This is a genomic window from Erythrobacter sp. S249, from assembly GCF_057364975.1.
In genome coordinates this window covers 475291-488361 of sequence record NZ_CP200287.1, presented here as the reverse complement: position 1 = coordinate 488361, position 13071 = coordinate 475291, and the positions used below count along the sequence as shown (strand labels likewise).

At 59.5% G+C, this 13071-nt stretch carries 14 protein-coding genes and 1 tRNA gene; 13 read left to right on the top strand and 2 right to left on the bottom strand.

Annotation, left to right across the window (positions count from 1 at the left end; translation table 11 throughout):
• Window positions 1-5 precede the first annotated feature (5 nt).
• Together AC0V6V_RS02345 and lpdA are read left to right on the top strand one after the other, a co-directional pair.
• Complete coding sequence (locus AC0V6V_RS02345; protein ID WP_486163866.1) at window positions 6-389, top strand: acyl-CoA thioesterase; 384 nt, start codon at window positions 6-8, stop codon at window positions 387-389.
• Window positions 390-420: 31 nt separating this feature from the next.
• Window positions 421-1830, top strand: coding sequence for a dihydrolipoyl dehydrogenase (gene lpdA, locus AC0V6V_RS02340; protein WP_486163865.1), 1410 nt, complete (start codon window positions 421-423; stop codon window positions 1828-1830).
• Between the two features lie 48 nt (window positions 1831-1878).
• On the opposite strand, the gene AC0V6V_RS02335 is transcribed toward lpdA, so the two are convergent.
• Window positions 1879-1968, bottom strand: a tRNA-Ser gene (locus tag AC0V6V_RS02335).
• 69 nt (window positions 1969-2037) lie between these two features.
• Between AC0V6V_RS02335 and AC0V6V_RS02330 the strand changes: the two genes are divergently transcribed.
• The 11 genes from AC0V6V_RS02330 (at window position 2038) to mazG (ending at window position 11795) form a co-directional block, all read left to right on the top strand.
• Window positions 2038-2955, top strand: coding sequence for an aminotransferase class IV (locus AC0V6V_RS02330; RefSeq protein WP_486163864.1), 918 nt, complete (start codon window positions 2038-2040; stop codon window positions 2953-2955).
• Window positions 2952-3689, top strand: a complete 738-nt coding sequence (locus AC0V6V_RS02325; RefSeq protein ID WP_486163863.1) for a sulfotransferase-like domain-containing protein — start codon at window positions 2952-2954, stop codon at window positions 3687-3689. The genes AC0V6V_RS02330 and AC0V6V_RS02325 overlap by 4 nt, the downstream gene beginning before the upstream one ends.
• A gap of 79 nt (window positions 3690-3768) precedes the next feature.
• Window positions 3769-4815, top strand: coding sequence for a lytic murein transglycosylase (locus AC0V6V_RS02320; RefSeq protein WP_486163862.1), 1047 nt, complete (start codon window positions 3769-3771; stop codon window positions 4813-4815).
• A 151-nt stretch (window positions 4816-4966) separates the two neighbouring features.
• Complete coding sequence (locus AC0V6V_RS02315; protein WP_486163861.1) at window positions 4967-6049, top strand: D-alanyl-D-alanine carboxypeptidase family protein; 1083 nt, start codon at window positions 4967-4969, stop codon at window positions 6047-6049.
• Window positions 6046-6696 carry a dTMP kinase gene (gene tmk, locus AC0V6V_RS02310; protein WP_486163860.1) on the top strand — a complete coding sequence of 217 codons (651 nt, stop codon included), beginning with the start codon at window positions 6046-6048 and terminating at the stop codon, window positions 6694-6696. Before AC0V6V_RS02315 ends, tmk begins: the two co-directional genes overlap by 4 nt.
• The gene (locus AC0V6V_RS02305; RefSeq protein ID WP_486163859.1) at window positions 6693-7655 is read left to right on the top strand and encodes a DNA polymerase III subunit delta'; all 963 of its coding nucleotides are present in this window, start codon (window positions 6693-6695) and stop codon (window positions 7653-7655) included. The genes tmk and AC0V6V_RS02305 overlap by 4 nt, the downstream gene beginning before the upstream one ends.
• Window positions 7648-9228, top strand: a complete 1581-nt coding sequence (gene metG, locus AC0V6V_RS02300; protein WP_486163858.1) for a methionine--tRNA ligase — start codon at window positions 7648-7650, stop codon at window positions 9226-9228. Before AC0V6V_RS02305 ends, metG begins: the two co-directional genes overlap by 8 nt.
• The gene (locus tag AC0V6V_RS02295) at window positions 9228-10004 is read left to right on the top strand and encodes a TatD family hydrolase (RefSeq protein WP_486163857.1); all 777 of its coding nucleotides are present in this window, start codon (window positions 9228-9230) and stop codon (window positions 10002-10004) included. The genes metG and AC0V6V_RS02295 overlap by 1 nt, the downstream gene beginning before the upstream one ends.
• Window positions 10001-10768, top strand: coding sequence for an MBL fold metallo-hydrolase (locus AC0V6V_RS02290; RefSeq protein WP_486163856.1), 768 nt, complete (start codon window positions 10001-10003; stop codon window positions 10766-10768). Before AC0V6V_RS02295 ends, AC0V6V_RS02290 begins: the two co-directional genes overlap by 4 nt.
• The gene (locus tag AC0V6V_RS02285) at window positions 10765-10935 is read left to right on the top strand and encodes a hypothetical protein (RefSeq protein ID WP_486139060.1); all 171 of its coding nucleotides are present in this window, start codon (window positions 10765-10767) and stop codon (window positions 10933-10935) included. Before AC0V6V_RS02290 ends, AC0V6V_RS02285 begins: the two co-directional genes overlap by 4 nt.
• 83 nt (window positions 10936-11018) lie before the next feature.
• Window positions 11019-11795 carry a nucleoside triphosphate pyrophosphohydrolase gene (gene mazG / locus AC0V6V_RS02280; RefSeq protein ID WP_486163855.1) on the top strand — a complete coding sequence of 259 codons (777 nt, stop codon included), beginning with the start codon at window positions 11019-11021 and terminating at the stop codon, window positions 11793-11795.
• Between the two features lie 6 nt (window positions 11796-11801).
• Here the strand turns inward: mazG and hflX are convergent, their stop codons facing one another.
• Entirely contained in the window at window positions 11802-13070 is a 1269-nt protein-coding gene (hflX, locus tag AC0V6V_RS02275) for a GTPase HflX (RefSeq protein ID WP_486163854.1), read from the bottom strand.
• Between the last annotated feature and the right edge of the window lies 1 nt (window position 13071).

The window sequence follows — 13071 nt, the reverse complement described above, 5'->3', positions numbered from 1 at the left end:
GCCTAATGACTGATCGCACCCCTCTTATCCGCGTCACGGCCATGCCTGCTGACACCAACCCCTATGGCGGCGTGTTTGGCGGATGGCTGATGAGCCAAATGGCGCTTGGCGCGGGCTCTTTGGCGAGCCGCGAGGGACAAGGCAAAGCGGTGGTCGTGGCCGCGACGGATTTTGCCTTTCCGGGCGCGATGGAGGTCGGCGATGAACTGTCGATCTATTGCGAGATTAGCGCGCGCGGCAACACATCGCTGACTATTCAAGCGGAAGGCATCGCCCGAACACGGAATGGCGAAGCGACGACCAAAGTTTCTCAAGGCACTTTTAAATTTGTAGTTCTGGATGCCAATGATCGGCCGCGCGCGCTCGCTGCGCCGCCTCAGATCGTTTAGGCGCGTTTCTCCCCAAGGAAGGATATTCTCGATGGCCAATTCTTATGATGTGGTTGTTCTTGGCTCTGGCCCCGGCGGCTATGTTGCGGCGATCCGCTGCGCGCAGCTGGGCCTTAAAACGGCGATTGTTGAGCGTGAGAACCTCGGCGGCATCTGCCTCAATTGGGGCTGTATCCCGACTAAGGCGCTGCTGCGCTCGGCGGAGATATTCCACTATATGCAGAATGCGGGCGATTACGGCCTGAAGGCGCAAGGGATTGAGGCCGATTTGGAAGCCGTGGTGAAGCGCAGCCGCGGCGTCGCAAAGCAGCTTAATCAGGGCATTGGCCACCTGATGAAAAAGAACAAGATCACCGTCCACATGGGCGAGGGCAAGCTGACCGGGCCGACCAGTCTCACTGTGAAAGGCGATAAGGGCGAGGAGAAACTCTCTGCAAAGCATGTGATCGTCGCCACCGGCGCGCGCGCTCGCGACCTGCCGTTTGCGCCCGCTGATGGTAAGCGCGTGTGGACCTATCGCCACGCAATGACCCCGCCGGAAATGCCGAGCAAACTGCTGGTGATCGGTTCGGGCGCGATCGGTATCGAATTTGCGAGCTTCTACAACGATATGGGCGCAGATGTGACGGTGGTCGAAATGCTCGACCGGATCGTGCCGGTTGAGGATGCTGACGTTTCTACTTTCCTCGAAAAATCGCTCACCAAGCAAGGCATCAAAGTGATGACTGGCGCCGGAGTTGATGAACTGAAAGTCGGTGCAAAAGGCGTCACCGCGACGATCAAGGACAAGGCTGGCAAAGCCTCGACCACAGAATTCAGCCACGTGATCACCGCCATCGGGATCCAGCCCAATACTGAGAATATCGGGCTGGAGAAGCTGGCCGAAATGGACCGTGGCTTTATTCAGATTGATCCGTTTGGTCGCACCAAGACCAAAGGCCTCTGGGCGATTGGCGATTGCACCCCTGGCCCATGGCTGGCGCATAAGGCGAGCCACGAGGGCGTGAGCTGCGCCGAGGCGATCGCTCAGGAGCTGGGCAATAAGGATGTTCACCCGCACCCGCTTGATCGAAACAACATCCCAGGTTGCACCTATTGCCACCCGCAAATCGCCAGCGTCGGCATGACCGAAGTGGCGGCAAAGGACGCAGGGCACAAGGTTCGTGTCGGCAACTTCCCTTTCATCGGCAACGGCAAAGCCATCGCGCTGGGCGAAGCGGAAGGCTTCATCAAAACTGTGTTCGATGCCGGCACCGGCGAGCTGCTAGGCGCGCATATGATCGGCGCGGAAGTCACCGAGCTGATCCAAGGCTACACCGTGGGCAAGACATTGGAGACGACCGAGCAAGAGCTGATGCAGACCGTCTTCCCGCACCCGACACTCTCAGAAATGATGCATGAGAGCGTGCTCGACGCCTATGGCCGCGCGCTGCATTTTTAGAGCCAGCCTCTAAACGCAAAAAGGCCCCACAAATGTGGAGCCTTTTAGTGGCGGACAGTCAGGGATTCGAACCCTGGAAGGGCTTGCACCCTTGCCGGTTTTCAAGACCGGTGCATTCGACCACTCTGCCAACTGTCCGCGCTGGGGACGCTCGCTAGCGACTGAATTCGCTGTTGTCACCCATAAAGGTCAGCCTAAAACGCAAATATGGCAAAAGGCACTCATGATTACGCGGCTGACCCGCGCAATGACACCATTCTGATCAACGTCAACGGGGCGCTTGTGCCGCGAGCAGAGGCCAGCGTTTCCGTGTTCGACAGCGGATTTATGCTCGGCGACGGCGTGTGGGAGGGGCTGCGCGTTCACAAGGGCAAGGTCGCGTTTCTTAAGGCGCATCTTGACCGTCTGTTTGAGGGCGCAAAGGCGATTGCGATGGACATCGGCCTGTCGCGAGAGGAACTGACAGAGCGGCTGTATGCCACCATTACAGGCAATGCGATGGAGAGAGAAGAGGGCGTGCACATTCGCCTGATGGTGACGCGCGGCATTCGCTCAACGCCCTATCAAGACCCGCGCGTGGTCATTTCGCCAGCCACTATCGTGATTATCCCGGAATATAAGACGGCGCTGCCCAGCACGATTGAGGACGGCATTCGCCTGTTTACCGTGCATGTGCGGCGCGGCGACCCGGCGGTTCAGGATCAGAAACTGAATTCGCATTCAAAGCTCAATTGCATCACCGCTTGTATCCAAGCGACGCAGGCGGGCGCGGATGAGGCGCTGATGCTCGATCCGCATGGCTTTGTCGCGACTTGCAATTCGACGCATTTCTTCATTGTTCGTGGCGGTGAGGTTTGGACCTCCAGCGGGGATTATTGCCTTGGCGGGATCACTCGGTCCAACGTCATCCGGATATGCCGGGAGCAGGGCATCCCGGTGTTTGAAAAGAACTTCTCGCTCACCGATGTCTACGGCGCGGATGAGGCGTTCGTCACCGGCACCTTTGCAGGCGTTGTTCCCGCGACGGAGGTCGATGGCCGGGTGCTTACACAGGGGAGGGGGCCGATGGTCGAACGACTGCAAGACCATTACCGCGAACGGATCGACCGGGATGTTGCGCAATGACAGCGCCGATCCGCATCGCGATGTGGAGCGGGCCTCGCAATATCTCCACCGCCATGATGCGCAGTTTTGGCGCACGCGGTGACTGCGCGGTTAGCGATGAGCCCTTTTACGGCGCGTTCTTGAAGCATAGCGGCGAACCTCACCCGATGGCGGCGGAGACGATCGCTGATATGGATTGCGACTGGCGCAGCGTGCTGGCCACGCAATCTGGCCCAGTACTGGGCGGCGCGCCTGTTTGGTATCAAAAGCATATGCCGCATCACATGATTGGTGGCGTAGATATTCGCGATATGCCAGATCATACGCATGCATTTCTAATCCGCGCACCAGAGCGCGTGGTGGCGAGTTACCGTGCAAAGAATGAGCTGCGACGCCCGGAAATGCTCGGGTTTGCGCAGCTGCGCGAATATTTCGATATAGAGGCAGATCGCAGCGGGACAGCGCCAGTGGTGGTTGATTCCGATGCGATTTTGCGTGACCCGCCAAAGGTGCTTGAGGGCCTATGCGCCGCCTTGGGGATCGCTTGGGATCCGGCCATGCTCGCATGGCAAAAGGGGCCGCTGCGCGAAGACGGCGTGTGGGGCGCGCATTGGTATGACAAGGTCAACGCCTCGACCGGCTTTGGCCCTGCGCCTGGCCCATTGCCAGAGCTGGAGGGGCAATATCGCAAAGTCGCCGATGCCTGCCGTGAAGACTACGAATATCTCGCGAGCCGTGCATTTCATTCCGACTGACACATTTTTTCGTGAAGTCTGTCGATTAGATTGCATTCGATAATTGGCAATTCATGTTGGCTGTGAGAATAACCCGCTCATGGCTTTGAACAAACTCGCAATCACCGCCGCCGCTCTCATGGCGGCCCTGGGCACCTCTTCGGCGTCTACCCCAGCAATCGCTCAGCAGAGCAGCTCTGCGACCCAGTCCTTCGGGGCCTATATGGAGACGCTGAAAGCGCGCGCCCGGGCCGAAGGTGTAAGCGAGGCGACAATTCGGCGCATGACGACCGATTTGACTCCGAATGACCGCGTGATCCGGCTTGATCGCGGACAACCGGGCAGCCCGACACGGCGCGGCTATCCCGCGCTTGCGCCTTACATTTCGAAGCATGTGAACCCGACCCGCATTGCCGGTGGACGCCGAGTATTCGGCGAAAACCGCACAACGCTGCGCCGGATCGAGGCGGAATACGGCGTGCCAGCGCAAATCATGGTTGCGATTTTTGGGCATGAAACCAGCTATGGCCGGATTCGCGGCAATTTTGACCTCTCACGCAGCCTCGCAACACTTGCATGGGAAGGGCGCCGCCGCGAACTCTTCTCTGGCGAATGGGTCGCGCTGATGAAGGTCGCAGACAAAGGCTATTCACGCCAGCAATTGGTTGGCAGCTATGCGGGTGCCTTTGGCAATCCGCAGTTCTTACCCTCGGTCTATCTGCGTCTGGCGGAAGATGGGGACGGCGATGGCCGGGCGAACATCTTCTCCAACCGCGCGGATACATTTGCCTCGATTGCGAACTATTTCAAAGACGCGGGATGGCGCACGGGTCAGCCATGGGGCGTGCGTGCGCGCGTGCCGACTGGTTTCAACGTCGATGCCTATAAGACGAAACTGCGTGCGCCGGTGTGCCCGCGTGTCCACGAACGCCACAGCCAGTGGAAGACAGTGCGCGAATGGCGCGAGCTTGGGGTTCAGCCACAGCGACCGCTGGCGGATGATACGCTCGCCTCGCTGTTCCAGCCCGATGGCCCAGGACGGCCCGCATGGCTGCTCACCAGCAATTACCGCGTGATCCTGGAGTACAATTGCTCCAATTATTACGCGATGAGCGTTGGACTGCTGGCTGACGAGATCGTGAACTAAACCGCGTGGCGTCTCGCCAAGGCGAAAGGCTGTGGTTATAGCTGCGCTGGTGAGTGTCAGCGTCTCAAATTTGCAAGCTAAAGCCCGGATCGCGGCGGCTTTTGTGGCCATGCTTTGCGCCCCGAGCGCTGCGTCTGGGCAAAGCGGGCTATTGCCTGCGGCTCCGACCGACAGCGAAGCGCCAATTGCGCTGCTGGTGGATGTCACCAGCGGGCAAGTTCTCCATGCGCGCGAGGAAAACCGCCGCTTTGTTCCCGCCTCCATGACGAAGGCGATGACGACCTTTCTCGCTTTTGAGCTGATGGAAGAAGGCGTGCTCCAGCCCGCCGAGGTTTTTACCATTCGCCCAGAGACTTGGCGCGAGTGGAACGGCAAGGGTTCGACCATGTGGCTCCCCGCTGATGCGCGCATTCGGGTAGATGAATTGTTGACCGGGATCACAACTGTCTCGGCCAATGACGGCTCCATCGTTTTGGCCGAGGGGCATGCGGGATCGGTTGCCGCGTGGACCGCGCTGATGAATGAAAAGGCGCTGTCGATTGGAATGACGAACAGCCGCTTTGGTACGCCCAATGGCTGGCCCGATGAGGGCAAGACCTTCACGACAGCGCGCGATCTGGTGATACTGGGCACGGCGCTAACATCGAAGCATCCGCAGAAATACGCGCGTTTCATCGGGCGCGGTCAGTTCACTTACAATGGTATTACGCAAAGCAATCGCGATCCTTTGGTCGGATCGTTTGAGGGCGGGGACGGGATCAAAACCGGCTACACCAACGAATCCGGCTTCGGCTTTCTGGGCACGGCGAAACGCGATGGCCAGCGGCTTGTGATGGTGATTGGCGGGGTTGGCAGTCAAAGCGCGCGGGCGCGGCTAGCCAAAAGCTATCTTGAATGGGGTTTTTCCGCCTTTGACAGCCGCCGCGTTGTTGGCGGCGATAAGCAGGTTGGATTTGCACGGGTGCAAAATGGCACAAGCCGCAGGCTCGCTCTGATCACGGACGGTCCGGTGTTTGTGAATGTGCCGAAGGGGCAATCGCCTGAGGTTTCTGTGGCGATCACCTATGACGGCCCACTGCGCGCGCCCATTGCCGCGGGTGAACAGGTCGCCAGCCTGCAGATCTCGGTCGAGGGCATGGAGCCTGCCAATGTCCCATTGCTGGCAAAAGAGGACGTAGGCGAGGCTGGCGTGTTTGACCGGCTGATCAATGGCCTGACCGGGTGGCTGCCATGAGCGGGGGCGTTCGAAATGGCCGTTTCATCGCCTTTGAAGGCGGTGAGGGGGCGGGCAAGTCAACTCAGGCCCGAATGCTGGCTGAAGCACTGGAGGCGCGCGGGATTGAGGCGGTCCTAACCCGTGAACCGGGCGGTACGTCTGGGGCAGAGGCGATCCGCAATCTGCTGCTCCATCCTCCCGGCGAAGGCTGGGGCGCGGAGGCAGAGGCACTCTTGTTCGCGGCAGCCCGCGCAGATCATGTCGCCCGCGTCATCCGTCCAGGGGTAGAGCGCGGCGCATGGGTGATCTGCGATCGCTTTGTCGATTCAAGCCGCGCCTATCAGGGCGGGGCAGGGCATGTCGGCGATGAGGCGGTGCAAGCGCTCCACCGAATCGGCAGCGGCGGCCTGCGCCCAGACCTCACCATTCTCGTGGAAATTGACGAGGCGCGCATGTTGGAACGCTTGGCCGAGCGGGACGGCGATGCCAGCGACGCGATTGGCGGGCGCAGCCGTGACTATCACCGTGCTGTGGCAGACGCGTTTCGCGCTCTCGCAGCGAGCGAGCCAAGCGGCTTTGCAGTGATCGACGGCGGCGGCTCACCTGAGGAAGTTCAAAATCGTGTCCTCGCGGCTCTTGAGCCTCTAATGGGTGCTTCTGCATGAATTGGCCCAATCACGATGGCCCGTGGCAGCAGTGGCGCGATGCCTTGACCAGCGAGCGGATGCACCATGGTTGGCTGCTCGCGGGCAAGAGCGGGCTTGGCAAACACGACTTTGCCTTGTCCGCCGCGCGCGAGCTTGTGGATGAGCCGGGCGTGCCGCAACCTGCGGGCGAGCATCCCGATATTATCACGCTCACGCATTTGCCCAAGGACGATAAGGAAGAGAAGAAGCGCGAGGAGGGCAAGCCCTACCAGACCAAGCGCAATATTTCCGTCGCGCAGATCCGCGCGATGCAAAAACGGCTGAACACGCGACCAACACTGGGTTCGCGGCGTGCGATCATTGTCGATCCGGCCGATGATATGGAGACCTCCGCCTCCAACGCTTTGCTCAAAAGCCTGGAGGAACCGCCGCAGGGCACGTTTTTCCTGCTCGTCACACACCGTCCATCGCGGCTTTTGCCGACCATCCGCTCGCGCTGCCGCATCATGCGCTTTCCTGTGCTGAACGCTCGCCAGCTGGAGGGCATGCTCAGCGAGCAATCGGGCGAGACCAATCCGGCGGCACTGGAGGCAGCGCGGCTTGCGAGTGGCGGGTCTTACGGCGCGGCTTTGCGCTTTATGGACCAAGACCTTGCCCCAATCGCGGCCAGCATTGGCGGCTTGCTGCGCGAAGGCGACCCGCAGTTTACCGGGCGAGGCGAGTTGGCCCGCCTAATCGGTGGCCGCCCAGACCGCGAACGATTGCAAGCGGTGCTCGAACTGGCGCAGGCCATTACCGCGCAGGCCGCACGCACCGCCGATCCCGCTCAGCGCATGGCTCTGATCGATGCGCATGGAGAGCTCGTTGCGCTTGCGGGACAGGCGCCGACCTTCAACTATGACGCTGGCTTGCTGGCGATGGAGATCGGAACCTTGCTTGTCTCCGCCTCTGGCGCTAGCGCACGGGCCAATGTCTGAACCTCAAAACACCGATCCGTTCTACGTCACCACCGCGATCAGCTATCCCAATGGGCGGCCGCATATCGGCCACGCCTATGAGGCGATTGCTGCCGATGTGATCGCCCGGTTCCAGCGCCTGCAGGGGCGCGATGTGCGGTTCCAAACTGGCACTGATGAGCATGGCCTCAAAATGGCTCGCAAGGCCGAAGAACAAGGCCGCACTGCGCGCGAGCTGGCGGATGAAATGTCCGGCTATTTTCAGGACATGTGCGACGCGCTGAATGTGAAATATGACCGCTTTATCCGCACCGTGGAAGACGATCATCATCGCGCGAGCCAAGCCATTTGGCAGGCGATGGAGGCGAAGGGCGACCTTTACCTTGATCGCTACGAAGGTTGGTATTCGGTCCGCGATGAGGCCTATTACGATGAGAGCGAGCTGAAAGAAGGCGAGGGGGGCGACAAGCTCTCTCCCCAAGGCACACCAGTTGAATGGACGGTTGAGGAAAGCTGGTTTTTCCGCCTTTCGAAATATCAGGACCAATTGCTTGATCTGCTGCGCACGCCGGGCTTTCTGGAGCCTGCAAGCCGCCGCAATGAAATGATCGCCTTTGTCGAAGGCGGTCTGCGCGACCTCTCGGTCAGTCGCACCAGCTTTGATTGGGGCGTGAAAGTGCCCGGTTCAGACAATCACGTGATGTATGTCTGGGTTGATGCGCTCACCAATTATCTCACCGGGCTCGGATACCCCGACAAGACCGGCGATTATGCGAAATACTGGCCCGCCGATCTGCACCTGATCGGCAAGGATATCGTGCGCTTCCACACGATCTATTGGCCAGCGTTCCTGATGAGCGCCGACCTGCCGGCGCCTAAGCGGGTGTTTGGGCATGGGTTTTTGCTGGCTCGCGGCGGCGAGAAGATGAGCAAGAGTGCCGGAAATGTCGTCGATCCGATTGAATTGGCAGAGACTTTTGGCGTGGAGCCACTTCGCTATTTCCTGCTACGCGAGGTCGCCTTTGGCCAGGATGGCAGCTATTCCCCAGAGGCAATTGTAAACCGTGCCAATGCGGAACTCGCCAATTCCTTCGGCAATCTGGCGCAGCGCACCTTGTCGATGATCGCCAAGAATATGGATGGGGTGCTGGAGAATGTCGCGCTTACCGAGGTCGATGAAGTGCTGCTGTCGCAGGTGAGGGCAGCGGCCACGGACGGCCTGCCAAATGCGTTTCACGATCTGGCGTTTTCAGTCGGCATGGAGGAATGGATCAAGGCCGTTTATGCGTGCAATCAATATGTTGATGAGCAGGCACCCTGGGCTTTGCGCAAGACCGATCCAGAGCGGATGAAGGTCATTCTGCTCACTTTGTTCATGGCGCTGCGCGATCTCGGCATAGCGATCCAGCCTGTCGTCCCCGAAAAAGCCGCTGCGCTGCTCGAGCAGCTGGGCATTCCAGCGGATGAGCGCGCCTACGCAAACCTCAGCGATACCCAGTGGTATGCGCGCCTTGTCGAAAGCGGCTTTACCGTCGGCAAGCCTACCCCGATCTTCCCGCGGCTCGAACTGCCAGAAGGCGAGGGGGCCGAATAATGCTCGTCGATAGCCATTGCCACCTTGAATATAAGGGCGTGATTGAGGACCAGCAGGGCGTGCTGGAGCGTGCGCGCGGCGCCGGGATTGGCGCATTTCTCAACATTTCGACCAAGAAAAGCGAATGGGTTCAGGTGGTTGGTACTGCTGATCGCGAGGCGGACGTGTTCGCGAGCGTCGGTATCCACCCGCATGAGGCGGACAAGCATAGCGATCTGACCCGCGCCGAATTGCTCGCCGCGACTGACAACCCCAATGTCATCGGGATTGGTGAAACGGGCCTCGATTATTTTTACGAGCATTCCGACAGAGAGACGCAAAAGCGCTTGTTCCGCATGCATATCGATGTCGCGCGCGAAATTCAGTTGCCGGTGATTATTCATACGCGCGATGCCGAAGAGGACACGCTGGAAATCCTCGCAGACGAGATGGAGAAGGGCGCGTTTCCGGCGTTGATCCATTGCTTCACGGCCTCGGCTGAGTTTGGGCAAAAGGTGCTTGATCTGGGCCTGTCGATCTCGATCTCCGGCATCGTAACGTTCAAGAACGCCAAAGACTTACAGGCCGTGGTTAAGGATGTGCCGTCGGACCGCTTGTTGGTTGAAACGGACAGTCCTTTCCTTGCTCCAGTGCCGCATCGCGGGCGTCCATGCGAGCCAGCCTTTGTTGCTGATACCGCGCGGTTTGTGGCCGAGCTGAGAGGTCAAGAACTCTCAGAATTGGCGGAGCAAACCACCGCGAATTTCAAACAATTGTTCAGCAAGGCAGCGCTGTGAAGGTCATCATGCTCGGATCGGGCACCTCGACAGGGGTCCCGCGAATTGGCGATGATTGGGGCGATTGCGACCCGAATGAGCCGAAAAACCGCCGCACCCGCGTCTCGATTGTTGTTGAGAGCAATGATGGATCGCGCGTGCTGGTCGACACGTCGACCGATTTGCGCGCGCAATTGCTGGCGAACAAGATTGGCAAGGTCGATGCGGTGTTCTGGACCCATGATCACGCCGATCACTGCCACGGGATCGATGACCTGCGCGTGATGCGCTATGGCCGGGCTGCGCCGATACCGGGCTTTGCTGGTGAGGACACCGCGCGGCGTTTGCGACAACGCTTTGGCTATGTGTTCGCCGGCCAAGAAGGCTATCCGACCATCGCGAAGCTGGAAACTCTCGATAACATCCGGATGGCGGCGGGTTTCGGCGTGGAATGGTGCCAAATGGAACACGGTCCTGGCGAAACAACCGGTTATCGGTTCGAAGCGGACGGCAAATCAATCGCTTACGCAACGGACTTTAGCGCGATTTCGGAAGAGATGGTCGAGCTATATGAGGACGTCGATATCCTGGTGAGCGATTGTTTGCGGCGTGATCCGCATCCAACGCACGCCAATCTGGCGATGGCTTTGGAGCTGGCCGAACGCTGCGGCGCGAAGAAATTGGTGCTGAGCCATCTGGATAAGAGCATGGATTACCAGACGCTGGTTGATGAGACGCCGGATCACGTGTTGGTCGGCTATGACGGCTTGGAGCTTGTCGCATGACAGAAATGGCGGTTTTGCAGATTGTCCTGGCGATTGGTTGGCTGGTTTTGGTTGGCAGCGCCTATGCGTCTTACCAAAAAGACTGGGGCAAGACGGCGCAGCAGGCGCTAACTTGGGTTGCGATCTTTGGCGGAGCATTTCTGTTGGTGAGCCTGATCCGAGGCTGAGGGGCATCATAGGACACTGGCACAGTGTTAATAATTTAACATAATATATATTATCAATCTTACATTACGGAACTGCGGGTCCCATGAGCGATACTTCCCCATCCAGCCAAATTGATCGATTGCTCGGCATTATGGCGCGGTTGCGCGATCCAGAGACTGGATGCGAATGGGATGTCGCGCAGGACTTCAAGACAATCGCCCCGTACACGATTGAAGAAGCCTACGAAGTTGCCGATGCGATTGAGCGCGCGGATATGGATGAACTGCGCGGCGAACTTGGCGATCTGCTGCTGCAGGTCGTGTTTCATGCGCGCATGGCCGAGGAAGAAGGCGAATTCGCCTTTGTGGACGTCGCCCGGTCGATCTCAGACAAGATGGAAGCCCGCCATCCGCATATCTTTGGCGATGAAGACGGAACCATGGGTGAAACCCGCTGGGAGAACCTAAAAGAAGCCGAGCGCAGCGAAAAAGGCGAAACGAGCGCCATGGACGGCGTTGCCTTGGCGTTGCCAGCGTTGATGCGGGCGCAAAAACTGCAAAAGCGCGCCGCGCGAACTGGATTTGACTGGCCGGATACTGCTGGACCTGCCGCTAAGATAAATGAAGAAATGCAAGAGCTTGAGGTGGCATCCTCCGATATTCACAAGGCCGAGGAAGCGGGCGATCTGCTGTTTGCGGCGGTGAATTACGTCCGCGCGCATGGGATCAGCGCTGAGGATGCCTTGCGAGCGGCCAATGCCAAGTTTGAGCGGCGGTTTCGCGGTATGGAGGCGCTAAGCCAAGGCGCATTTGCCGATCTATCGCTCGATGAGCAAGAGCAGCTGTGGCAGCAGGTAAAGCGGAACGAAAAGCCCGAGTAATTCGCTCTAAAGCGTCTCGTATTGCCCCAATTCCTTTGGGTTGAGCCGCACGGTGAGCGCTCTTAGAGGGCCTGTGTCCCCTTCCCCAGCGTCGCTTTCATCCACCACATCGCCGTGCGCGTGCAGCCATGCGATCCGCCGGCCGTCGCTGGCGGGCAGCGTCACGGTGATCACTCGCGCCTTCGATGTCAGCAAATCAGCAACCACGGTGAGAAGTTCGTCGATCCCTTCGCCGCTAGTCGCTGAAATGACGGCGCAATCATCATGCGCCTCGGCGGCCGTGCGCAGCTCGTCGGCGCGCTCAGGCTCTGCCAGATCAATCTTGTTCCAAACCTCAAGGATCGGAATATCGCTCTCGCCCGTGGTCGGCTCAACCACGCCAAGCTCACCGAGCACGTCCATAACCTGCTTCTTTTGGGCCTGGTGGGCCGGATTGGCCATGTCGCGCACATGCAGGATGATGTCCGCGCCGGTGACTTCTTCCAAGGTCGCGCGGAATGCCGCAACCAATTGCGTCGGCAGGTCAGAGATGAAACCAACAGTGTCTGACAGGATCGCCTTTTCAACACCCGGCATGCTGATCGCGCGCATCGTCGGGTCGAGCGTGGCGAACAGAAGGTCTTCCGCCATTACCTCTGCGCCGGTCAAGCGGTTGAAAAGCGTGGATTTCCCAGCGTTCGTATAGCCGACCAGCGCGATGATGGGCCACGGTGCCCTTCCCCGCCGGTCGCGGTGCAATTGCCGGGTTTTACGCACTTGCTCCAGCTCGCGGCGCAAACGGCCCATGCGCTGGCGGATCATCCGCCTGTCGGCCTCAATCTGGGTCTCACCCGGGCCGCCGAGGAAGCCGAAGCCGCCGCGTTGCCGCTCCAAGTGGGTCCAGCTGCGCACAAGGCGGCTCTGCTGATAGTCCAAATGGGCAAGCTCAACCTGCAGTCGGCCTTCCGCCGTCGCCGCGCGCTCACCGAAGATTTCCAGGATTAGGCCGGTGCGGTCGATCACCTTGCGCTTGAGCCGATCCTCGAGATTGCGTTGCTGGATCGGCGTCAGCGCGCCATCTACCACCACCAATTCCGCCTCGTGCAGTTCGCACCAAGCGGCGATATTCTCCACCTGGCCAGAGCCAAACAATGTGTTCGGCTGCATCTGGCGAATGGGCAGGATTTCGGAATGTGCGATAACCACGCCAATCGCGAGCGCGAGGCCCTGCGCCTCTTCGAGCCGTTCAGGCGCGTCGAGATCGTATTTGAGCGTGCGGATATCTGGGCACAGCACT